Annotated in this window: 23 protein-coding genes and 1 pseudogene; 13 read left to right on the top strand and 11 right to left on the bottom strand. The window is 60.2% G+C overall.

The genetic code is table 11. The annotated features are described in order from the left end of the window. Window positions 1–41: 41 nt before the first annotated feature. Window positions 42–626 (top strand): TMEM165/GDT1 family protein, encoded by a 585-nt coding sequence (locus JN524_RS26570; RefSeq protein WP_134787312.1) that lies wholly within the window; start codon window positions 42–44, stop codon window positions 624–626. 206 nt (window positions 627–832) lie between these two features. Here JN524_RS26570 and JN524_RS26565 read toward each other — a convergent pair whose 3' ends face one another. Beyond that, the gene (locus JN524_RS26565; protein ID WP_027612207.1) at window positions 833–1,651 is read right to left on the bottom strand and encodes a M48 family metallopeptidase; all 819 of its coding nucleotides are present in this window, start codon (window positions 1,649–1,651) and stop codon (window positions 833–835) included. A gap of 203 nt (window positions 1,652–1,854) precedes the next feature. Here JN524_RS26565 and JN524_RS27625 point away from each other — a divergent pair. Together JN524_RS27625 and JN524_RS27620 are read left to right on the top strand one after the other, a co-directional pair. Next, window positions 1,855–3,201 (top strand): annotated as a pseudogene (locus tag JN524_RS27625) (HAMP domain-containing protein); the annotation flags it as partial. Window positions 3,202–3,213: 12 nt separating this feature from the next. Next, window positions 3,214–4,056, top strand: a complete 843-nt coding sequence (locus JN524_RS27620) for a methyl-accepting chemotaxis protein (protein WP_414889327.1) — start codon at window positions 3,214–3,216, stop codon at window positions 4,054–4,056. A 197-nt stretch (window positions 4,057–4,253) separates the two neighbouring features. On the opposite strand, the gene JN524_RS26555 is transcribed toward JN524_RS27620, so the two are convergent. Genes JN524_RS26555 through JN524_RS26545 form a run of 3 tightly spaced genes read right to left on the bottom strand, consistent with a single transcriptional unit; the run spans window position 4,254 to window position 5,366 of the window. Then, window positions 4,254–4,877: an SOS response-associated peptidase gene (locus JN524_RS26555; protein WP_202371241.1), complete on the bottom strand. Its 624-nt coding sequence runs from the start codon at window positions 4,875–4,877 to the stop codon at window positions 4,254–4,256. 36 nt (window positions 4,878–4,913) lie between these two features. Next, complete coding sequence (locus tag JN524_RS26550; protein WP_003228093.1) at window positions 4,914–5,174, bottom strand: putative signal transducing protein; 261 nt, start codon at window positions 5,172–5,174, stop codon at window positions 4,914–4,916. A gap of 9 nt (window positions 5,175–5,183) precedes the next feature. Further along, window positions 5,184–5,366: a CPXCG motif-containing cysteine-rich protein gene (locus tag JN524_RS26545; RefSeq protein WP_202371240.1), complete on the bottom strand. Its 183-nt coding sequence runs from the start codon at window positions 5,364–5,366 to the stop codon at window positions 5,184–5,186. A 139-nt stretch (window positions 5,367–5,505) separates the two neighbouring features. Between JN524_RS26545 and JN524_RS26540 the strand changes: the two genes are divergently transcribed. Then, the gene (locus JN524_RS26540; RefSeq protein WP_098965560.1) at window positions 5,506–6,672 is read left to right on the top strand and encodes a 1-acyl-sn-glycerol-3-phosphate acyltransferase; all 1,167 of its coding nucleotides are present in this window, start codon (window positions 5,506–5,508) and stop codon (window positions 6,670–6,672) included. 106 nt (window positions 6,673–6,778) lie between these two features. Here JN524_RS26540 and JN524_RS26535 read toward each other — a convergent pair whose 3' ends face one another. Continuing rightward, entirely contained in the window at window positions 6,779–7,057 is a 279-nt protein-coding gene (locus JN524_RS26535) for a hypothetical protein (RefSeq protein ID WP_007967709.1), read from the bottom strand. Window positions 7,058–7,251: 194 nt separating this feature from the next. Between JN524_RS26535 and JN524_RS26530 the strand changes: the two genes are divergently transcribed. After that, entirely contained in the window at window positions 7,252–7,458 is a 207-nt protein-coding gene (locus JN524_RS26530) for a hypothetical protein (protein WP_027612213.1), read from the top strand. Window positions 7,459–7,639: 181 nt separating this feature from the next. On the opposite strand, the gene JN524_RS26525 is transcribed toward JN524_RS26530, so the two are convergent. Next, complete coding sequence (locus JN524_RS26525; protein WP_003228101.1) at window positions 7,640–8,224, bottom strand: YajG family lipoprotein; 585 nt, start codon at window positions 8,222–8,224, stop codon at window positions 7,640–7,642. Window positions 8,225–8,427: 203 nt separating this feature from the next. Between JN524_RS26525 and JN524_RS26520 the strand changes: the two genes are divergently transcribed. Next, window positions 8,428–8,661: a hypothetical protein gene (locus JN524_RS26520; protein WP_202371239.1), complete on the top strand. Its 234-nt coding sequence runs from the start codon at window positions 8,428–8,430 to the stop codon at window positions 8,659–8,661. A gap of 709 nt (window positions 8,662–9,370) precedes the next feature. Continuing rightward, the gene (mqo, locus tag JN524_RS26515) at window positions 9,371–10,879 is read left to right on the top strand and encodes a malate dehydrogenase (quinone) (protein ID WP_027612214.1); all 1,509 of its coding nucleotides are present in this window, start codon (window positions 9,371–9,373) and stop codon (window positions 10,877–10,879) included. A gap of 162 nt (window positions 10,880–11,041) precedes the next feature. On the opposite strand, the gene JN524_RS26510 is transcribed toward mqo, so the two are convergent. The 3 genes from JN524_RS26510 to JN524_RS26500 form a co-directional block, all read right to left on the bottom strand. Then, on the bottom strand, window positions 11,042–11,329 hold the full coding sequence (locus JN524_RS26510) for a PA4642 family protein (RefSeq protein WP_202371238.1): 288 nt from the start codon (window positions 11,327–11,329) through the stop codon (window positions 11,042–11,044). A gap of 63 nt (window positions 11,330–11,392) precedes the next feature. Next, window positions 11,393–11,878, bottom strand: coding sequence for a hypothetical protein (locus tag JN524_RS26505; RefSeq protein ID WP_202371237.1), 486 nt, complete (start codon window positions 11,876–11,878; stop codon window positions 11,393–11,395). Window positions 11,879–12,012: 134 nt separating this feature from the next. Next, entirely contained in the window at window positions 12,013–12,570 is a 558-nt protein-coding gene (locus JN524_RS26500; protein ID WP_016987197.1) for a hypoxanthine-guanine phosphoribosyltransferase, read from the bottom strand. A gap of 161 nt (window positions 12,571–12,731) precedes the next feature. Between JN524_RS26500 and upp the strand changes: the two genes are divergently transcribed. Both upp and JN524_RS26490 read left to right on the top strand, forming a co-directional pair. Further along, window positions 12,732–13,370, top strand: a complete 639-nt coding sequence (gene upp, locus JN524_RS26495; RefSeq protein ID WP_007912842.1) for a uracil phosphoribosyltransferase — start codon at window positions 12,732–12,734, stop codon at window positions 13,368–13,370. Between the two features lie 2 nt (window positions 13,371–13,372). Continuing rightward, a complete protein-coding gene (locus JN524_RS26490) occupies window positions 13,373–14,647 on the top strand; it encodes a uracil-xanthine permease family protein (protein ID WP_003228120.1) in 1,275 nt (424 codons plus the stop codon). A gap of 111 nt (window positions 14,648–14,758) precedes the next feature. On the opposite strand, the gene hemH is transcribed toward JN524_RS26490, so the two are convergent. After that, the gene (hemH, locus tag JN524_RS26485) at window positions 14,759–15,784 is read right to left on the bottom strand and encodes a ferrochelatase (RefSeq protein WP_202371236.1); all 1,026 of its coding nucleotides are present in this window, start codon (window positions 15,782–15,784) and stop codon (window positions 14,759–14,761) included. 13 nt (window positions 15,785–15,797) lie between these two features. Next, window positions 15,798–16,700: a TIGR01777 family oxidoreductase gene (locus JN524_RS26480; RefSeq protein ID WP_202371235.1), complete on the bottom strand. Its 903-nt coding sequence runs from the start codon at window positions 16,698–16,700 to the stop codon at window positions 15,798–15,800. Between the two features lie 197 nt (window positions 16,701–16,897). On the opposite strand from JN524_RS26480, the gene JN524_RS26475 reads away from it, so the two are divergent. The 4 genes from JN524_RS26475 (at window position 16,898) to JN524_RS26460 (ending at window position 20,215) form a co-directional block, all read left to right on the top strand. Continuing rightward, window positions 16,898–17,884, top strand: a complete 987-nt coding sequence (locus tag JN524_RS26475; RefSeq protein WP_202371234.1) for an NAD(P)/FAD-dependent oxidoreductase — start codon at window positions 16,898–16,900, stop codon at window positions 17,882–17,884. Beyond that, entirely contained in the window at window positions 17,881–18,096 is a 216-nt protein-coding gene (locus tag JN524_RS26470; protein ID WP_103485753.1) for a TIGR02450 family Trp-rich protein, read from the top strand. The genes JN524_RS26475 and JN524_RS26470 overlap by 4 nt, the downstream gene beginning before the upstream one ends. 215 nt (window positions 18,097–18,311) lie before the next feature. After that, window positions 18,312–19,274 (top strand): YbgA family protein, encoded by a 963-nt coding sequence (locus JN524_RS26465; protein ID WP_202371233.1) that lies wholly within the window; start codon window positions 18,312–18,314, stop codon window positions 19,272–19,274. Continuing rightward, on the top strand, window positions 19,274–20,215 hold the full coding sequence (locus JN524_RS26460; protein ID WP_202371232.1) for a MerR family transcriptional regulator: 942 nt from the start codon (window positions 19,274–19,276) through the stop codon (window positions 20,213–20,215). Before JN524_RS26465 ends, JN524_RS26460 begins: the two co-directional genes overlap by 1 nt. Window positions 20,216–20,226: the final 11 nt, after the last annotated feature.

The raw sequence follows: 20,226 nt of genomic DNA, 5'->3' as shown, positions 1-20,226 counted from the left end.
CGTGTCATAGCCGTGTCGACCCGCCCCTTAGGAAAATCCTGATGCTGGACTCGTTACTCGTTCCCACCGCAATCGTTGCCTTGGCCGAAATCGGCGACAAGACGCAACTGCTCGCGCTGATTCTCGCCGCTCGCTTTCGCAAACCCTGGCCGATCATCGCCGGTATCGTCGCCGCGACCCTGGCCAACCACGCGGCAGCCGGTGCGGTAGGCGCCTGGTTCGGCAGCTTCTTCTCCGATTCGGTGCTGCACTGGATTCTCGCCGCGAGCTTCACCGCCACGGCGCTGTGGACGCTGGTCCCGGACAAGATGGACGACGATGAAGCCAGCACCGCACGCAAGTTCGGCCCCTTCCTGACCACGCTGATCGCGTTTTTCCTTGCGGAAATCGGTGACAAGACGCAGATCGCCACCGTGATGCTGGCGGCGCAATACCCTGAGCTGTGGCTGGTGATTATCGGCACCACCCTGGGCATGTTGATTGCCAACGTGCCGGTGGTATTGGCGGGTAATTTTGCCGCGGAGAAATTGCCACTGACCTTGATCCGTCGCCTGGCGGCTTCGGCGTTTTTCATTCTGGCGATCGTGGCGGTGTACAAGGCGATGCAGAGCAGTGGCTGGATTTAATCCCCGTCTACTGAACTACCCAAAACCTGTGGTGAGGGGATTTAGCGAAACGTCGCACCGCCCCGATGGGGCGCGAAGCGCCCCCAAGCTGACCACCTCGGTGCACCCGGTACACCGCAGTCATAGGTTTTGGGGCTGCTTCGCAGCCCATCGGGGATAAATCCCCTCACCACAATAAAGCCAGTTCCCTTCAAGCCCCGACGGACTCAGGACTTCGGGGCTTTCTCGTACAACGGCATCACCTTCGGAATCGCCGCCTGCAACGAGGCGATCCGGCTGGACGAAGCCGGGTGAGTGCTCATGAACTCCGGTGGTGCGCCCTCCGAAGCCTTGCTCATCTTGTTCCACAAGGTGATCGCCGCATTCGGGTTGTAGCCGGCACGGGCGGCCAGTTCGAGGCCGATCAGGTCGGCTTCGTTTTCGTTGGCACGGCTGTTGGGCAAGGTCATGCCGTAGTTGGCCACGGTGTCGGCCAGCGCCAGACTGTCCTGACCCAGACCGAGCAACGCACCGGCACCCTGCTTGGCCATTTCAATGCCATAGGCTTTGGACATCGCTTCACGACCGTGCTCGCGCAGGGCGTGGGCGATTTCATGGCCCATGACCGCAGCGATTTCATCGTCAGTCAGTTTCAGGCTATCGATCAGCCCGGTGTAGAAAATGATCTTGCCGCCAGGGCCACAGTTGGCGTTGAGCTCGTCGCTCTTGATCAGATTGACTTCCCACTGCCATTGCGCCGCATCCGGGCGGAAGTTCGGTGCCTGGGCAATCAGCCGGTTGGCAATCGCCTGAACCCGCTTGGCCTCCGGGCTGGTCTTGTCCAGCACGCCTTTGCTCGACGCCTCGCCGACGGTCTTCTGATAGGACTGGGCATACATCTGGTCGACCTCTTGCGAGGACAGCATGCTGAACATGTACTGCTTGCGCTCCACCCCCACGGCTCCGCCGCTGGTGGTGTTGACCGACTGACAACCGGCCAGCAACAGCGCTGCGCTCAGTGCACTTACAACCAATGTCTTGTTCATTCAAAAGCTCCCTGAAAACCTGCCGCGTATCGTAGGGGGTGAATTGTATCGGCGCCAGATACAACAGACGTGTTGCAGCGTCTTTCGGAAATTTCCCACCGCTGTTGTTGTAAAAAATTCACAGCAACCGGCAAGTCTGCTGCCGCTGCGTCGCGCACCGATCCATTTGCGACATCCTCCGCCCTTTGTTCCGCTCAACGCTCATGGCGCAATGCCCGCTGCCGATACAACAGCGCAGACGTCCTCTTGCGTGCGGAGCTCCCATGAAGTTCAAGTCGATCCAGTTTTCCGTCGCCGCCCTGGCCGGCGCCATCGTCCTCAGCGTGGTTGCCGCGCTGGTGCTGTACGCGCTGTTTTCCGGTGCCCGCACTCAAGACATGGTGCAACAGCGCACTCAGGCGCAGTTCGAACAAGTCATCGAACAACGCCTGACCTCACTGGCGCAGACCCAGGTCAGCCAGATCCAGCGCGAACTCGAAGCGCCGCTGCTGATTGCCGGCGGACTGGTGCGGGTCAACGCGCTGCTCGGCACGCCGGGCGCCGACGGCCAGCCGCGACTGACCATCAGCCGCGAGCAACTGATCAGCCTGATCAAGGAGAACGTCGAGCAGAACCCGAAGATTCTCGGCACCTACATCGGCTGGGAAAAAAACGCCCTGGATCACAATGACGCGGCCTACGTCGGCAGCGCCGTGACCGGTATCGATCCCGCCAACGGACGCTTCCTGCCGTGGTGGTTCCGCAATACCGACGGCAGTCTGGGCGTGGACAAACTGGCCGATGTCGACGATCAGAAAACCCTGTCCACCGGGGTGCGCGCCAGTGAGTACTACCTCTGCTCCAAGGAAACGAAAAAGCCCTGCGTGATCGATCCGGCGCCGTACAAGGTCGGTGACAAGGTCGTGATGCTCGCCTCCTTTATTGAACCGATCATGCTCAACGGCGCATTCCAAGGCATCGTCGGCGCCGACCTGTCGGTGAACTTCATCCAGGAAATGCTCCTCGGCGCCAACCAGAAGTTGTACAGCGGCGCCGGGCAAATGGCTCTGATCGGCGGCAACGGCCGGATCGTGGCCTACACCAAGGATCCGAGCAAATTCGGTGAAAAGGTCAGCGACATTCTCGACGCCGAGCAGATCGCCAACATGGCCAATCTCAAACGCGGCGAAGTCACCTACTCGGTCAACAAGGACAAGGGCCGCATCGAGCTGTACCTGCCGTTCGGCATCGGCCAGACCGACGCGCGCTGGACCCTGATGCTGCAACTGCCGCTGAACGCAGTGATGGCTGATCTGCAAAAACTCCAGGCCGACCTTGATGCACAACGCAAGTCCGACACCTTCGGCATGGCCATGGTCGGCCTGATCATCGCCGCCATCGGTCTGCTGGTGATCTGGCTGGTGGGTCACGGCATCGCCCGGCCACTGAAGCAGATGGTCGCCATGCTCGATGACATCGCCAAAGGTGAAGGCGACCTGACCCGTCGCTTGAGCAGTGATCGCAGCGATGAGCTCGGCTCGATTGCCAAAGGTTTCAACACCTTCCTCGCCAAGTTGCAGGCGATGATCACGCAGGTGGTGACGTCAGTGCAGAGCGTCAGCGATTCCTCGGAGCACACTGCCGACATCGCGATTCGCACCAACATCGGCATTCAGAAACAGATGGCCGAGATCGATCAGGTCGCCACGGCGGTGCAGGAGATGACCGCGACTGCGCAAGACGTGGCGCGCAACGCCACCCAGGCGGCGCAAGCCGCCAGCCACGCGGATCAGGCCGCAGGCCAGGGCATGCAGATTGTCCGTGATACCTCGAACTCGATTGGTGTACTGGCGGTGGAGATCGGCAAGGCCGTTGAGGTGGTGCAGACGCTGGCCAAGGACAGCGAAAACATCAACGCGATCCTCATCGCGATTCGCGGGATCGCCGAGCAGACCAACCTGCTGGCGCTGAACGCAGCAATCGAAGCGGCGCGGGCCGGCGAACAAGGGCGCGGCTTTGCCGTGGTGGCGGACGAGGTGCGCAATCTGGCGCAGAAGACCCAGAAGGCCACCGAAGAAATCCAGAGCATGATCCAGCAGCTGCAACAGGGCACCCGCGATGTGGTGCGGGTCATGGAGGACAGCCAGAACCGCACCGACGAAAGCGTGCAGCACGCGGCGAAAGCGGCTGAAGCGCTGGAGACAATTACTCAGGCGGTGTCGGTGATCAATGACATGAATACGCAGATTGCCAGTGCGGCGGAAGAACAGAGCGCAGTGGCCGATGACATCAACCGTAACGTGATCAATATCGGTCAGGTGGCGAATGAAGTGGCGGGCGGTGCGGATGAGTCGAGTTCGGCCAGTGCCGGCCTGACTAAATTGGCGGAGCAGCAGCGGCGGTTGATCAATCAGTTCAAGGTCTGAAAAGCGAAAAGCCCCTCACCCTAACCCTCTCCCAGAGGGAGAGGGGACTGACCGAGTTGTCTCCCGTCATACATCGACCTGAAATAACCAGTCGATTATGGATTCAAAGCTGAGCGTTCAAGTCGGTATATTTCGTCAATATCCCCCAATCAGTCCCCTCTCCCTCTGGGAGAGGGTTAGGGTGAGGGGCTTTTGACTTAACCCGGGGTCAGACACTCCGGCCCATTGAGCTTCGGATCATTCACCAGATTCGCCAGCACCCGCTCGCGCAATGCCGCCGGTTCACTGGCGAGCAAGCCCTGCAGCACATGCAGCGGCGTCGCAGGATCGAGCCAGGCCGCCTGCCCTACCTCATCGAGAATCAACGGTCGGCGCTGACTGGCCGCCGGCTGAGTGATGACCGCGGTGCTCAGCCACACCTGCTCCTGCACCGGATACGCCTCCCAGATCGCCGCAAAAAACAGCGACGAGCCCTCACCCGGCGTCAGCCAGTACGGACGCTTGCGCAGATTACCGCGCCATTCGTAGAAACCGTTGGCCGGCAGCAGGCAGCGACGCAGGCGCAGCGCCTCGCGGAACATCGGTTGCTCGGCCACCGTTTCGGCCCTGGCATGCGCCGGTGTTTTCGACAGATCGGTCAGCCACGGCGGCGTCAGGCCCCAGCGGGCGCGGGCCAGCGTGCGTTGGCCGTCAGCCTCGGCACGCAGCATCAACACCGAATCATTGGGAGAAATGTTCCACTGCGCCTGCTGATCGGCGGGAAATCCGGGCAGGGCCGCGAAGTCGCGGTTCCAGCGAAACAGGGCATAACGTCCACACATGGGGCAACACGACTCAGAAATAAAACGAACGCCAGCCTAACAGACCAGCGTCCCGGGGAAGCTCTCCGGTTCATCGCCGGGCAGCGGCAGCGCGGCATTGTACGCGGTGATCAGTTCGCGGGCGTATTCGGCCTGATCGTTTTCGACCGACAGTCCCAGCAGGCCGAAGATCGGCAATTCACCGGTGCCACCGAGCAGATCGCGGCCCACCAGATGCGCCTCGATGCCCTCGCTGGCGAGCATGCCCTTGAGCATCTCGCCCTCCATCAGGTTTTCCGGCTCGTAGATTCGCTGCATGGGCGCCCCTCACTCGTTTTCGCTGAAGACTTCCAGAAACCAATCCTCGCCATGCACCTGCAAGACAAACGTGATCGGTCGACAACACACCTGACAGTCCTCGATGTAGGTCTGATCGCCTGCGGACAGGTCCACCGTCGTCTCGACCTCTTCACCACAATACGGACATTCATGCAGTGCGCTTTCCAGCATCGCGGTCTCCCAGGTGACTTGTGCGTATAATCGCCGGTCTATTTGCAGGGCTATTTTTGTCTGGCTACCTTTTCAGACCGTGCCCCGTTGGTTTTCGATCAAAACCTTTACTTACCCTAGCCGTTTCCAACAAGAGAGCATGATGGGCGAATTCGATGCCATCCGACCTTACGACGACAGCGAAGTACCTGCGGTACTGGCAAGACTGCTCGGCGACAAGGCGTTTCTAGATATCCTCACCCACTTCCGCTTCCCGCGTTTTGCCGGTGCCTTCGGCTGGATGCTCAAACCACTTATAGCCCATCGGCTGCGTCGTGAGTTTGCCGACGTGACCTCCGTGGCCACTTTGCAGGACAAAGTCGAGTTCTACGTCGACCACACCATCGAGCGCGCCACCGATGGCGTGACCTACACCGGTGTCGAGCAATTCAAGTCCGGCAGCGCCTACCTGTTCATCGCCAACCACCGCGACATCGTGATGGACCCGGCCTTCGTCAATTACGCGGTGTACCACGCCGGCCTGCCGACCCCGCGCATCGCGATCGGCGACAACTTGCTGCAGAAGCCTTTCGTCAGCGACCTGATGCGTCTGAACAAGAGCTTCATCGTGCATCGCTCGATCACCGGGCGTCGCGAGAAGATGGCCGCGTATCAATTGCTGTCGGCGTACATCAACCACTCGATCCGCAACGATTGCGCCTCGATCTGGATCGCCCAGGCTGAAGGCCGGGCGAAGGATGGCGACGACCGTACCGAGTCGGCGATCCTCAAGATGTTCCACATGAGCCGCAAGGACGAGCCGTTCGGCGAAGTGATTCAGTCGCTGAACCTGACCCCGGTGTCGATCAGCTACGAATACGACCCGTGCGACCAGGCCAAGGCCCGCGAGTTGTACATCCGCGCCACCACCGGCACCTACGCCAAGGCGCCGGGCGAGGATGACGTGAGCATCGCCAAGGGCATCACCGGCTACAAGGGCCGGGTGCACGTGAACTTCGCCGCGCCGATCACCGAGCTGTTCGAAGACACCAAGCAATTGGCGGTCGAGATGGACAAGCAGATTCTCGGCGGTTATCGCCTGTTCCCGGTGCATTACCTGGCGTATGCGATGTGGGCCGATGCCGATCCGCAACTGAACGTGCCGAAGGCCGCCGAGCTGTTTCCGGCCGACGAACTGGCCAAGGCGCAGGAAGAATGGCAGCGCCGACTGGATGCCTGCCCTGAGGAGCACCGTCCGTATCTGGTGCTGCAATATGCAACGCCGGTGCGCAATCAGTACCGAGTGAAGGCTGGGTTACCGTTGTAACGGCAAGATCAAAAGATCGTCCGAACGCGGCCCGAACCTGCGGCAGCTCCTACAGGGGAATGATGTACACCCTGTAGGAGCTGCCGCAGGCTGCGATCTTTTGCTTTCAGAAGCGCGTGCTGATCCAGGAGACGATCAGGGCCAGCCCGAGGCAGGCAAAACCGAAGCGGTAGAAAAAGCGGTTCATGCGCAACGTCGCCCAATCCAAAATCGGTTCGGCGTTCGGTTGGGCCTGGCGTTGCGCGGCGATGCTGGCCATGGCGCGTTGTTCACGACGGCGGGTCGCGTGCAGCAGCCAACTGCCCGGGAAGGCCAGTGCCAACGCCAGCAGGTTGATCAATTTGGCGGGATGGGCGGTAAACAGCGTCATCAAGTGCAGCGACATCACAGACCTCGGAACTGAATCGGTGTGGCAGGCGCCCGATCGACGACTGCGGCGCGGATTCTACCGAAACACGCCTCCACTACCCTACCCTTTGCGACAAATAACCTGACAATCGACCGATGGCTGTCCTGTGTCACGGCATCGTCATTTACATCGGCCACCATGCGCGCCTCGAAACACACATGGAACGCGACATGCTGCACGCCGAAAACCAGGATCGCCTGTACCTCATCACCCCGACCGACGAACAACAAAGCCTCGTCGGCAGCCTTGCCTTCAATGTTCAGGATCGCCACTGGCTGGTGTATTGCGCCCTCGGCGGGCATCAGCATGCGGATTTGCCGGAGACTGACCTGCTGACCGGCGTGAGCGTTCTCGACTTCTATTCACAAGCCGCCTGAACACCATCGCCCCCCTGTAGGAGCTGCCGCAGGCTGCGATCTTTTGATCTTGTTTTTGACAATCAAAGTCAAAAGATCGCAGCCTGCGGCAGCTCCTACAGGGGATCAGCGGGGCCTCAGTGGGCATGAAAAAGCCCGGAGCCATCACTGGCGCCGGGCTTTTTCACATCAGCCGAACAGCTTACTCGGCGAGAATCTGACCCACGGTCGGGTCCTTGAACAGACGGGTCAGGGCATCGCTCAACACGTCGCTGACCAGCTTGGTGTTGGTTTCCTGATTCGGCGCCATGCCGAAACGCTGATCCAGCGAAGCACCGTAGCGACCGCTGTAGCGACGGTTGCCGCTCTGCACGTCGGAGCGGAAGGTCGCGCCGATGGTGGCTTCGGTCACGTACATGCCTTCTTTCGGCGACTGGTACTTCAGCTCGGTCAGGGTCACGGTCAATTGCGGAGCGTTCATCCCGTTGCTGGTCGGGGTGAAGCCGAGCAGACGTACGGCGGCTTCAGCCTGCGCCTGCAACTTGGGCAGGATCTGCTCGCGCTGCACGGTGATCGCGCTGGTTTCCGGGTACAGGCCGCCGCGGGTGCCGAGGGTTGGCGACGGACGACCGTCAACCACACGCACCACCACTTGCTGGCCATGGCCGACCGGGGCCAACTGCGTGGTCAGCTTCGGTTCCGGGCTCAGTTGTTGCGGGCTGTGGGCGCAGCCAACCAGGGTCAAACTGGTCACAGTGATCAAACCGAACAACAGGCGTTGCAACATGCTCTTTTCTCCAGAATCAGGCACAAACAGGCCGGCAGTATAGCGGTGGGCCACTGCGGGTCACCAGCACCCGACAGTGAATACTCAAATGTCTGACCCGGCCGTGGGAATGCGGTTCCTGTCACAGATTATTCACCGCCCATACACCTTGGCGTCACGGCCGCCTGGCAAGCTTCAAACCAGTCCCCAACAAGGTACTCGCCATGCGCTATCTGATCTCGTTGTTCGCCCCACGACCACTGCACCGCAGCTTTGCCCTGCTCGACCGCAACGGTCATTGCCAGGCATTCAAACAGTGCAGCCTGCAACCGATGGGCGATGGTTGGGTGGAAATCGAAGAAATCCGCCTCAACTGGTTGCACCAGCCACTGCCCGCCAGCGCCCGCGTCATACCGTCGCAGACCCGCGCACGCGTGCAAGCGATGTTGAGCATCTGACCGGATGCCTAATAAAAGTCATTAAACACGAGCAACTGCCCGCATTTCTTCGATACAATCTCCCCCCGATTATAAGGACGTCTCCTGATCGGGCCCCGCAACACCGTCAATGCGCATGCATCGACACCCAAATCGCCCACAGAGAGCCGCCCACACAGATCGAGTGAAGTTGGCGCGCTTGCCTGTTCTTCCGGCAAAAACCCCGCTTTTCGCGAATCTGCAGAGCTGTCATGACGCTCGGCCACCGCGTTGTTTTGCCCTTGCGGGCAGGGTGCCAGGCCTGGACAGCCCTTTTTTGAGGTTCACGTCTTCAAAAGAGCGTGAAAAAAACGGGTTTTCACAACTTCACAAGAGTGTGGCGAGCAAATGAAAAGTTTTGCGTCTGAACATGCACCATTAGCGTCTGAAACAGCCCAACGACACAGGACCGGGTATACCTCGAACATCGGAGCCTGAAGCCTGTCCGCTACGGATTTGGTTGCACAAAAACGGATGTCTCGACCATAAGTCGAATTGCCAGCCGCGTGCTGAAATGAGTTCATGGAGCTCTTGAAGCCAGGCCGCATGCATCCGTCGAAGTTGCGAAAAATTGCGAAGATTCGGACATGACGAACCTGACCATGGGTATCCGGGGCGCAACTGACCTGCCCCGTCACTCCCTGGCAGCCATGCCGACAATTTGGTGCTGCAGATTTTGGAGACGCGTTAAATGGCGCATAACGAAGCAGTCGACGTAGTTCTGGTAGGGGCCGGCATCATGAGTGCCACCCTGGCAGTACTGCTCAAAGAGCTCGACCCGGCGATCAAGCTGGAAGTCGTCGAGTTGATGGATTCTGGTGCTGCGGAGAGTTCCAACCCGTGGAACAACGCCGGTACCGGCCACGCCGGCCTGTGCGAGCTGAACTACACGCCGCAGGCAGCCGACGGCAGCGTCGATATCAAGAAAGCCGTGCACATCAACACCCAGTTCGAAGTGTCCAAGCAGTTCTGGTCGTACCTGACCAAGAAAGGCACCTTCGGCTCGTGCAAATCCTTCATCAGCCCGGTGCCGCACCTGAGCTTCGTTCAGGGTGACAAAGGCGTGTCGTTCCTCAAGGAACGCTTCAACGTGCTGCACAAGCACCACGCCTTCTCCGACATGGAATACACCGAAGACAAGGCCAAGATGGCCGAGTGGATGCCGCTGATGATGCCCGGCCGCTCGCCGGACGAAGTCCTGGCCGCGACCCGCGTGATGAACGGCACCGACGTCAACTTCGGCGCCCTGACCAATCAGTTGCTCAAGCACCTGACCAGCGCACCGGACACCCAGGTCAAGTACTGCAAGCGCGTCACCGGCCTCAAGCGTAACGGCGCCGGCTGGACCGTCAGCATCAAGGACGTCAACAGCGGCGCCAGCCGTGAAGTCGACGCCAAGTTCGTCTTCCTCGGCGCTGGCGGCGCGGCTCTGCCATTGCTGCAGGCTTCGGGCATCGAAGAAAGCAAAGGCTTCGGCGGCTTCCCGATCAGCGGCCAGTGGCTGCGTTGCGACAACCCGGAAGTGGTCAAGCACCACCAGGCCAAGGTCTACAGCCAGGCGGCAGTCGGTTCGCCACCGATGTCGGTGCCGCACCTGGACACCCGTGTGGTCGATGGCAAGAAATCCCTGCTGTTCGGGCCATACGCCGGTTTCACCACCAAGTTCCTCAAGCACGGCTCCTTCATGGACCTGCCGCTGTCGGTTCGCGCCGGCAACATCGGCCCGATGCTGGCGGTGGCGAAAAACAATATGGACCTGACCAAGTACCTGGTCAGCGAAGTGATGCAATCGATGGAGCAGCGTCTGGAATCCCTGCGCCGCTTCTACCCTGAGGCGAAAGCCGAGGACTGGCGCCTGGAAGTGGCCGGCCAACGGGTACAGATCATCAAGAAAGACCCGAAAAAAGGCGGCATCCTGCAATTCGGTACCGAACTGGTTGCGGCGAAAGACGGCTCCCTCGCCGCCCTGCTCGGCGCTTCGCCAGGTGCTTCGGTAACCGTTTCGATCATGCTCGAGCTGATCGAGAAATGCTTCCCGGCCAAGGCCAAGGGTGAGTGGGCGGCCAAACTGGCGGAGATCTTCCCGGCCCGCGAGAAGGTTCTGGAAACCGATGCTGCGCTGTATCGCAAGATCAACACGCAGAACAACATCGCCCTGGAACTGGTTGAAGAAAGCAGCGAGACCCCAAGCTTCGCTTGATCTTGCGCCATAAAAAAACGCCCCGCACTCAGTGAGTGCGGGGCGTTTTTTTATGGCCCTGAAAAGCAAAAGATCGCAGCCTTCGGCAGCTCCTACAGGGTAAACACAAATCCCATGTAGGAGCTGCCGCAAGCTGCGATCTTTTGATCTTGTCTTTTGCTCTTAACCGCGAGCCTTGTCGATCAGCTCGATGTACTCGGCCGCGTTACGCTGATCCTTGATCAGCTCAACGAAGGTCTGGCCCTGCGCGTCCTTGCCATCCACGTCGTAACCGGCCGCGACGAAAAACGTCAGGAAACGCTCGAAATCGTCGATGCGCAGGCCACGGTAGGCCTTGATCAGTTTGTGCAGCGACGGCGAAGTGGCGTCGACCGGTTCAAAATCGAGGAACAGCTTGATCTGCTCATCGCCGATCTCGTCACCAATCACCTGTTTCTTATCTTTACGCATTGCCGACTCCAGCTCGCAGACATTACACGGGGCGGGCAGTTTACCCCTGCCCAGCCACCAGGCTCAACGCGCACGAACGGCCCCGGTGTGCAGATCGGCCCAGATGTGGCCGTTGGCGTAACTGAGGAACTGTACATACACCGTGTCGTTGCGCAGCAGATCGATCACCACCCGGTACTGGGCCAGCGGGTAAAACAGGGTCAGGGTTTTGCTCTTGTCGTCATAAGCCGGTTTTTTCAGGCTTTTGCTTTCGCCATCGAAACTGACCAGCACCTGGGCGATGGTTGCGCCCTTGTTCAGTGACTTACCCTTGAGGCGAATCATCAGCGGCGACGTGACCGGAATCGGCTGCTGATTGGACTGGCGTTGCGCACCGACCACCACCGAATAATCGGTGACTTGCAGCAATTGTTGCTGCTCGGGTTCGGCATCGCGCAGGGTCAGATCATCCGGCGGCAGAAATTGACTGTGCATCGGCGCCGGGGCGGCGGCCAGGGGCAGGCTGAGGGTCAGCAACAGGGCGGCAAGACTGCGGATCAGAAGGCTCATGACAGGCTCCGGGGGCGGGGCCGAGCACTTTAGCAGTCTTTTAAAAGCAAAAGATCGCAGCGTTCCGCAGCTCCTACAGGGTGTACATCAATCCCATGTAGGAGCTGCGGCACGCTGCGATCTTTTGATCTTGCTTACATGCCTTTAACGGCGAAGATCCCGTTGGCGTTGCGCCAGTAACCTTTGTAGTCCATGCCGTAACCGAAGATGTAGCGGTCAATGCACGGCAGGCCGACGAAGTCTGCCTTCAGGTCAGGACGCGCCTTGCGGTCGTGATCCTTGTCGATCAGCACGGCGGTGTGCACTTTGCGCGCGCCGGCGTGTTTGCAGAAGTCGATGATCGCGCCCAGGGTGTGACCTTCGTCGAGGATGTCGTCGATGATCAGCACGTCGCGGTCGATGAACGAGACTTCCGGCTTGGCTTTCCAGAACAGGTCGCCGCCGCTGGTTTCGTTGCGATAACGGGTCGCGTGCAGGTAGGACGCTTCCAGCGGGAATTGCAGGTGAGTCAGCAGTTTTCCGGAGAAGATCAGGCCGCCGTTCATCACGCAGAACACCACCGGGTTGCTGTCGGCCAGTTGTTCGTTGATTTGTGCACCGACGCGGGCGATGGCGGCCTCGACTTCAGATTCGGTGTACAGGCAGTCAGCCTCTCGCATGATTTGACGGATATGCTCGAGATCAGCGGACATGGCGCTCTCCAGGGGGATGTTTTCGGAAAAGCGGGCAAAGGTACGCATCCCGTGAGGTCGAATCAAGCCTTAATGGACTAACGTACTCAATGTCCTATAGGACATCACCCTCGGATAGATTAATCTAGGCCGGTTTTTTTGCCCGCCGCCGGAGTTTTTCCATGCCCATCCTCGAGATCCGCCACCCGCTGATCCGCCATAAACTCGGCCTGATGCGCCGCGCCGATATCAGCACCAAGAATTTCCGTGAGCTTGCTCAGGAAGTCGGCGCCCTGTTGACCTATGAAGCTACAAAAGATCTGCCGCTCGAATCCTACGATATCGCCGGTTGGTGCGGCACTGTGTCGGTGGAGAAAATCGCCGGCAAGAAGATCACCGTCGTGCCGATCCTGCGCGCCGGCATCGGCATGCTCGAAGGCGTGCTGAGCCTGATCCCGGGTGCCAAGGTTTCCGCTGTGGGCGTTGCCCGCAACGAAGAAACCCTGCAAGCGCACACTTACCTGGAAAAACTGGTTCCGGAAATCGACGAACGGTTGGCGATGATCATCGACCCGATGCTCGCCACCGGCAGCTCCATGGTCGCGACCATCGACCTGCTGAAGAAGGCCGGCTGCAAGGACATCCGCGCCATGGTGCTGGTTGCTGCGCCGGAAGGCATTGCCGCCGTAGAAAAGGCTCACCCGGACGTGACCATCTACACCGCGTCCATCGATGAGCGTCTGAACGAACACGGTTACATCATCCCAGGGCTTGGCGATGCCGGTGACAAGATCTTCGGTACCAAGCAGAAGGACGCGTGAGCATGCAGCAAGAGTTCAACGATCCGCTCTGGCGCACGGTGCTGTCCGGCGCCCAGATGCTGTTCGTGGCTTTCGGCGCCTTGGTGCTGATGCCGCTGATCACGGGGCTTGACCCGAACGTGGCACTGTTTACCGCGGGTCTGGGGACGATTCTGTTCCAGATCGTCACCGGGCGTCAGGTGCCGGTGTTCCTCGCGTCGAGCTTTGCCTTCATCACCCCGATCATTCTCGCCAAGGGCCAGTTCGGCCTCGCCGCGACCATGGGCGGCGTGATGGCGGCCGGTTTCGTCTACACCTTCCTCGGCCTCGCCGTGAAAATCAAAGGCACCGGTTTCATTGACCGTCTGCTGCCGCCAGTGGTGATTGGTCCGGTGATCATCTCCATCGGCCTGGCCATGGCGCCAATTGCCGCGAACATGGCGATGGGCAAGGCGGGTGACGGTTCCGAGCTGATCCACTACCAGACCGCGATGATGATCTCGATGCCGGCACTGCTGACCACCTTGATCGTGGCGGTGTTCGGGAAAGGCATCTTCCGCCTGGTGCCGATCATTTCCGGGGTGCTGGTGGGTTTCGCCATGTCGTTCTATTTCGGCGTGGTCGATACCGCGAAGATTGCCGCTGCACCGTGGTTTGCGCTGCCGCACTTCACCGCGCCGGAGTTCAACTGGCAGGCGATCCTGTTCATCGTTCCGGTAGCCCTGGCTCCGGCCATCGAGCATATCGGCGGCGTAATTGCCGTGGGCAGCGTGACCGGTCGTGATTATCTGAAGAAGCCGGGCCTGCATCGCACCCTGCTCGGTGACGGCATCGCCACCACGGCGGCCGGTCTGTTTGGCGGCCCGCCGAACACCACCTACGCCGAAGTGACCGGCGCGGTGATGCTGACCAAGAACTACAACCCGAAAATCATGACCTGGGCGGCGATCTTCGCCATCACCCTGGCGTTCATTGGCAAGTTCGGCGCGCTGCTGCAAAGCATTCCGGTGCCGGTGATGGGCGGGATTCTGTGCCTGCTGTTCGGCTCGATCGCGGCAGTGGGGATGAACACTTTGATTCGTCACAAGATCGACCTCGGTGAGGCGCGCAATCTGGTGATCGTGTCGGTGACCCTGGTGTTCGGTATCGGCGGTGTGCTGGTCGGCACCGGCACTGGCCCGGACGACTTCGGCCTCAAAGGCATCGCGCTGTGCGCGGTGGTGGCGATTGCGCTGAACCTGATTCTGCCGGGCAATGATGGCTGGAAGAACAAGAAGGCGGATGAGCCGCTGATCTAAGGGTCTGGATGCTTGTTGTCTGACAGATAGCTTTCGCGAGCAGGCTCGCTCCCACATTGATCTTCGGTGCGCTGAAGATCCCCTGTGGGAGCGAGCCTGCTCGCGATGCTTTCAGAGGGCCAACGGCGCTCTCTCGCACAGGGTTGCCAACGCCTTCGCCCATTGCGGGTCGTCATTCAGGCACGGCACCAGCACCAGCTCCTCGCCCCCCGCTTCGCGGAACTGTTCCTTGCCGCGATCACCGATCTCTTCCAGCGTCTCGATGCAATCGGCGACAAACGCCGGACACATCACCAGAATCTTCTTCACCCCGCTTTGCGCCAGCTCGTCCAGCCGCGCTTCGGTGTAGGGTTCGATCCACTTTGCCCGCCCCAGACGCGACTGAAACGACACCGACCATTTGCCATCGGCAATGCCCGCGCGCCTGGCGAACTCGGCGGCGGTGCGCATGCACTGGGCGCGGTAACAGGTGGCCAGGACTGCCGGCGAGGCATTCTTGCAGCAATCCTCATTTTTCAAGCAGTGACTGCCAGTCGGATCGAGCTTGGTCAGGTGCCGCTCCGGCAAGCCATGGAAGCTCAGCAGCAAGTGATCGTAGTCCTGCTGCAAATGCGGGGTAGCGCTGGCGACCAGCGCGTCGATGTACTCAGGCTGATCGTAAAACGGTTGCAGCACCGAGAGTTTTACATCGAGCTTCTTCTCGCGAATCACCCGCTTGGCTTCTTCGATCACCGTGGTGGTGGTGCTGTCGGCGAACTGTGGATAAAGCGGTGCCAGCGTGATGCGCTTGTGCCCCGCAGCCACCAGTTGCAGCAACCTGGTTTCAATCGAAGGCTCGCCGTAACGCATGGCCAGTTCCACCGGGCCATGGGTCCACTGAGTGGTCATCTGTTGCTGCAGGCGGCGGCTCAGCACCACCAGCGGCGAGCCCTCCTCCCACCAGATCGAAGCGTAGGCATGGGCCGATTGCTCGGGGCGCTTGATCAGGATCAGCGACACCAACAGCCGCCGCACCGGCCACGGCAGGTCGATCACATACGGGTCCATCAGAAATTGATTGAGGTAGCTGCGTACATCGGCCACCGAGGTGGAGGCCGGGGAACCCAGGTTGACCAGAAGCAAGGCGTGATCGGTCATGCATCGTCCTATTTCAAAGGCGGCCGGAGAGATCATCCAAAGCCGCGCGCAAATCCGTGAACTGGAAAGTGAAACCCGCTTCCAGCAAGCGTGCCGGCATGGCCCGTTGGCCACCCAGCAACAGCAATGACATTTCGCCAAGCCCGACCTTCAGCGCCAGGGCCGGCATCGGCATGAACGCCGGGCGGTGCAGTACGCTGCCCAGCGTCTTCGCAAACTCGCGATTGCGCACCGGTTTCGGTGCGCACGCATTATAAGGACCGCTCGCCTGATCGCGGTGCAGAAGAAAATCAATCAGGGCGATTTGATCATCGATGTGAATCCACGGCATCCACTGCCGACCATTGCCCAGCGGCCCACCCAACCCGAGTTTGAACGGCAACAACAGCCGCGACAAAAAGCCGCCCTCGGCCGACAGCACCAGCCCGGTTCGCACCAGCACCACACGAATGCCCTGAGCCTCGGCACGTTGCGCGGTTTCCTCCCAGGCAATGCACAACTGACTGGCAAAGTCGTCGATCACTGGCGGCGAATCTTCGGTCAGCTCGCGTTCGCCGCCGTCGCCGTACCAGCCAACAGCCGAACCGGAGATCAACAACGGCGGTTTCTGCTGCCGTGTTTCCAGCCAGGCCAGCAGGGTTTCGGTGAGCGTGATGCGGCTGCTCCACAACAACGCCTTGCGCCGATGGGTCCATGGCCGATCAGCGATCGGCGCACCGGCCAGGTTGACCACGGCGTCCAACGGCTCGTTGCCGAAGTCTTCGAGGCGCGCAATCGCGCGCACCTGCCCGCCACAGATTTTCGCGACCTTTTCCGGGCGTCGACTCCACACCGTCAATTGATGGCCCTGCCCCGACCAGTGTCGGCAGAGCTGACGGCCTATCAAACCAGTACCGCCGGTCAGCAATATGCGCATGACTTCTTCCTCGCGTGGCGTTTTACCCGGATCACTAGTCTATTTTTATAAGCAGGGATCTTTTCTATCGGGCAGGCTCTATTGTTTAACCATAGGCCAAGCTGTCAGAACGAGAACGCTAGAAGTTATACCAAAAAACAAAATTGTACAGGTTTCATTGACGGCGTAGTCTGTACAGAAAGGTAAACGAGGCCCCTATGACTGTACCTATCGCAATCATCGGCACCGGCATCGCCGGACTCTCCGCCGCGCAGGCGCTGACAGAGGCCGGACACACCGTCCAGCTCTTCGACAAAAGCCGCGGCAGTGGCGGACGCATGTCGAGCAAACGCAGCGACGCCGGTTCGCTGGACATGGGCGCGCAATACTTCACCGCCCGCGACCGGCGTTTCGTCACGGAAGTGCAACGCTGGCAGAGCCTGGGCTGGGTCGCCGAGTGGACGCCGCAGCTCTACACCTTTCAGGGCGGACAACTGAATCTGTCGCCGGACGAACAGACGCGCTGGGTCGGCACGCCACGCATGAGCGCGATCACCCGGGGTTTGCTCGACGGTCTGGAAGTGCACTTCGCCTGCCGTATCACCGAGGTGTTTCGCGGTGAAGAACACTGGCACCTGCAGGACGCCGAAGGCTTTACCCACGGTCCTTTCAGTCACGTGGTGATTGCGACGCCAGCGCCGCAAGCCACTGCATTGCTGGCTGCCGCACCAAAACTCGCTGGCGCCGCCGCCGGGGTGAAAATGGACCCGACCTGGGCCGTCGCCCTCGCCTTCGATACGCCACTGGATACGCCGATCGAAGGCTGCTTCGTGCAGGACAGCCCCATCGACTGGCTTGCACGCAATCGCAGTAAACCGGGGCGCGATACCACCTGCGACACCTGGGTGCTGCACGCCAGCAGCGCCTGGAGTCGGCAACACATCGACCTGTCCAAGGAAGCTGTCATCGAGCAACTGCACGGTGCATTCGCCGAACTGTTGCACAGTGCGATGCCCGCTCCGACCTTCAGCCTCGCCCACCGCTGGCTCTACGCCCGCCCTGCGACCGGCCATGAATGGGGCACGCTGGCCGACGCCGATCTGGGCCTCTACGCCTGTGGCGACTGGTGCCTGTCGGGGCGTGTCGAAGGCGCCTGGCTCAGCGGTCAGGAAGCCGCGCGCCGCTTGCACGAGAACCTGCAGTGAACCGTATCAATCCGCAAAAACTGCTGCTGTCGAAGTGGACAGCAGCCCACCCGCAAAACCGCGAAAAACATTTTCTGGTCACCGAGCTGTTCCGTGATGAGGAAGGCACGGTGCTGGAGATTGAGTTGCAGGCGGTGCTGACCAAGCGCGCCGAACGCCTCGATTGGCAGACGCTGAAGAACAACGATCACTGGCTACTGGGCTGGAAATAAACATCCTGCAGGAGTGAGCCTGCTCGCGATGGCGTCGTATCAGGCAACATCAAGGCTGCTGACATACCGCTATCGCGAGCAAGCTCACTCCTACGGGGGATTGGGGAATCCGCAAAAAACTTATACAAATGAGTTGACTTGTACACGCATGAATCTATGCTGAGGAAAAGTTGTACAGAGATTAATATCTGTACAGGAATAGATTCGAGGTGTGCATGTCCGATCTTTCTGCTTCCCGGCCAAAAATCGCCATCAGCGCCTGCCTGATGGGCGCCGAAGTGCGCTTCAACGGTGGGCATAAAGAATCGCGGCTGTGCAGCCGCACCCTTGCCGAGCATTTCGAATTTGTGCCGGTATGCCCCGAAGTTGCCATTGGCCTGGGCATCCCCCGCGAACCGATCCGCCTGGTCGGCGATCCCGATGCTCCCCAAGCCATCGGCACGGTCAACCCGCAAATCAATGTCACTGAACCGCTGGCGGCCTACGGGCAGAAAATGGCTGGCGAGCTTGATGACATCTGCGGCTACATCTTCATGCAGCAGTCGCCTTCCTGCGGTCTGGAGCGGGTCAAGGTCTATCACGCCAATGGCGCGCCGGTGAACGGCGGCGGCCGTGGCATCTACGCTCAGGCGTTCTGCGCGCAGCACCCTGACCTGCCGGTGGAAGAAGCCGGGCGCCTGAACGATCCGGTGCTGCGAGAAAACTTCATCACCCGCGTGCTCGCCTACAGCGCCTGGCAACAGGTGCTCGAACAAGGCTTGAGTCGCCGCGCACTGACCGAATTCCACTCGCGCTACAAATACCTGCTGATGGCGCACAACCCGGAGCAATACAAAGCCCTGGGCAAACTGCTGGGCAACATGGGCAAGACCGATCCGGTCGAACTCGGCCCGCATTATTTCAGCGAGTTGATGAGCGCGTTGAAGAAATGCGCCACCCGCCGCACCCACAGTAATGTCCTGCAGCACATCAGCGGCTATCTGAAACAGGCGATCAGCCCTGAAGACAAACAGGAAATGCAGCATGTGATCGGCCAGTACCGCCATGGCATCGTGCCGCTGGTGGTGCCGTTGACCTTGCTCAAGCATCACTTTCGCCAACACCCGGATCCCTACATTGCGCAACAGGTTTACCTGCAGCCGCACCCGGAAAATCTCAGCTTGCGAAACGCCATTTAATGAACGACAAACTCGACACCAGCGCCCAGGAAGACCTAGGTGCCGACTTCAAGAAAGCCCTCGACGAGGGCTGGCTGCCCATCCGCGAAGTGGCGCGGCAGACCGGGGTCAACGCCATCACCCTGCGCGCCTGGGAGCGCCGTTACGGGCTGGTCGTGCCGCAACGTACGCCCAAGGGCCATCGCCTGTATTCCAGCGAACATGTGCAACAAATCCTGACCATCCTGACCTGGCTCAACCGCGGCGTCGCGGTCAGTCAGGTCAAGCCGCTTCTCGACACTCCGCAAGCCTTTACCGAGACGGTGGCAAACGACTGGCAGCGCCAGCGCCAGGTGTTGCTCGACGCCGTCACTCGCCTCAACGAACGCAGCCTCGACGACAGCATCAATCAGGCCATGGCCCTGTATCCGCCACGCACCCTGTGCGAGCAATTGCTGCTGCCACTGCTGGCCGAGCTCGAGCAACGCTGGCAGGGCCAGTTCGGTGCACAGATGGAACGGGTGTTCTTTTATTCGTGGTTGCGCAGCAAATTCGGCGCGCGCATCTACCATAACAATCGACAGTTACACACCGCTCCGCTGCTGTTGATCAATCACTCCGACCTGCCACTGGAACCGCACCTGTGGTTGTGCGCGTGGCTAATCAGCAGCGCCGATTGCCCGGTGCAAGTGTTCGACTGGCCGCTGACGGCCGGAGAACTCGCGCTGGCGGTCGACCATCTGCAAGCGCGCGGCGTGCTGCTGTACTCCAGCAAGGCGATGAATCTGGCGCAACTGCCAAAACTGCTGAATGGCGTCAGTGCCCCTAAACTGCTGGTCGGACCAACGGTATGCATCCACCAGACCGAGTTGTCCGTAAGACCCCATGAGATCGCTGATTTGATCCTGGCCGAAGACCCGCTCTCGGCGCATCAGGAACTGGTTCAGCGTGGGCTGATTTAATGGAAACCGCG

This window comes from Pseudomonas sp. MWU318 (genome assembly GCF_016756945.1).
In the GTDB taxonomy this organism is placed as follows: Bacteria; Pseudomonadota; Gammaproteobacteria; order Pseudomonadales; family Pseudomonadaceae; genus Aquipseudomonas; species Aquipseudomonas putida_A.
This window is presented reverse-complemented; position numbering and strand designations above follow the sequence as displayed.

What these genes read in the sequence shown, in the direction of transcription:
- JN524_RS26570 (WP_134787312.1), top strand. Translation starts at nt 42, where the DNA reads ATGCTGGACTCGTTACTCGTTCCCACCGCAATCGTTGCCTTGGCCGAA.
- JN524_RS26565 (WP_027612207.1), bottom strand. Translation starts at nt 1,651, where the DNA reads ATGAACAAGACATTGGTTGTAAGTGCACTGAGCGCAGCGCTGTTGCTG.
- JN524_RS27620 (WP_414889327.1), top strand. Translation starts at nt 3,214, where the DNA reads ATGATCACGCAGGTGGTGACGTCAGTGCAGAGCGTCAGCGATTCCTCG.
- JN524_RS26555 (WP_202371241.1), bottom strand. Translation starts at nt 4,877, where the DNA reads ATGTGTGGACGTTATGCCCTGTTTCGCTGGAACCGCGACTTCGCGGCC.
- JN524_RS26550 (WP_003228093.1), bottom strand. Translation starts at nt 5,174, where the DNA reads ATGCAGCGAATCTACGAGCCGGAAAACCTGATGGAGGGCGAGATGCTC.
- JN524_RS26545 (WP_202371240.1), bottom strand. Translation starts at nt 5,366, where the DNA reads ATGCTGGAAAGCGCACTGCATGAATGTCCGTATTGTGGTGAAGAGGTC.
- JN524_RS26540 (WP_098965560.1), top strand. Translation starts at nt 5,506, where the DNA reads ATGATGGGCGAATTCGATGCCATCCGACCTTACGACGACAGCGAAGTA.
- JN524_RS26535 (WP_007967709.1), bottom strand. Translation starts at nt 7,057, where the DNA reads ATGTCGCTGCACTTGATGACGCTGTTTACCGCCCATCCCGCCAAATTG.
- JN524_RS26530 (WP_027612213.1), top strand. Translation starts at nt 7,252, where the DNA reads ATGCTGCACGCCGAAAACCAGGATCGCCTGTACCTCATCACCCCGACC.
- JN524_RS26525 (WP_003228101.1), bottom strand. Translation starts at nt 8,224, where the DNA reads ATGTTGCAACGCCTGTTGTTCGGTTTGATCACTGTGACCAGTTTGACC.
- JN524_RS26520 (WP_202371239.1), top strand. Translation starts at nt 8,428, where the DNA reads ATGCGCTATCTGATCTCGTTGTTCGCCCCACGACCACTGCACCGCAGC.
- mqo (WP_027612214.1), top strand. Translation starts at nt 9,371, where the DNA reads ATGGCGCATAACGAAGCAGTCGACGTAGTTCTGGTAGGGGCCGGCATC.
- JN524_RS26510 (WP_202371238.1), bottom strand. Translation starts at nt 11,329, where the DNA reads ATGCGTAAAGATAAGAAACAGGTGATTGGTGACGAGATCGGCGATGAG.
- JN524_RS26505 (WP_202371237.1), bottom strand. Translation starts at nt 11,878, where the DNA reads ATGAGCCTTCTGATCCGCAGTCTTGCCGCCCTGTTGCTGACCCTCAGC.
- JN524_RS26500 (WP_016987197.1), bottom strand. Translation starts at nt 12,570, where the DNA reads ATGTCCGCTGATCTCGAGCATATCCGTCAAATCATGCGAGAGGCTGAC.
- upp (WP_007912842.1), top strand. Translation starts at nt 12,732, where the DNA reads ATGCCCATCCTCGAGATCCGCCACCCGCTGATCCGCCATAAACTCGGC.
- JN524_RS26490 (WP_003228120.1), top strand. Translation starts at nt 13,373, where the DNA reads ATGCAGCAAGAGTTCAACGATCCGCTCTGGCGCACGGTGCTGTCCGGC.
- hemH (WP_202371236.1), bottom strand. Translation starts at nt 15,784, where the DNA reads ATGACCGATCACGCCTTGCTTCTGGTCAACCTGGGTTCCCCGGCCTCC.
- JN524_RS26480 (WP_202371235.1), bottom strand. Translation starts at nt 16,700, where the DNA reads ATGCGCATATTGCTGACCGGCGGTACTGGTTTGATAGGCCGTCAGCTC.
- JN524_RS26475 (WP_202371234.1), top strand. Translation starts at nt 16,898, where the DNA reads ATGACTGTACCTATCGCAATCATCGGCACCGGCATCGCCGGACTCTCC.
- JN524_RS26465 (WP_202371233.1), top strand. Translation starts at nt 18,312, where the DNA reads ATGTCCGATCTTTCTGCTTCCCGGCCAAAAATCGCCATCAGCGCCTGC.
- JN524_RS26460 (WP_202371232.1), top strand. Translation starts at nt 19,274, where the DNA reads ATGAACGACAAACTCGACACCAGCGCCCAGGAAGACCTAGGTGCCGAC.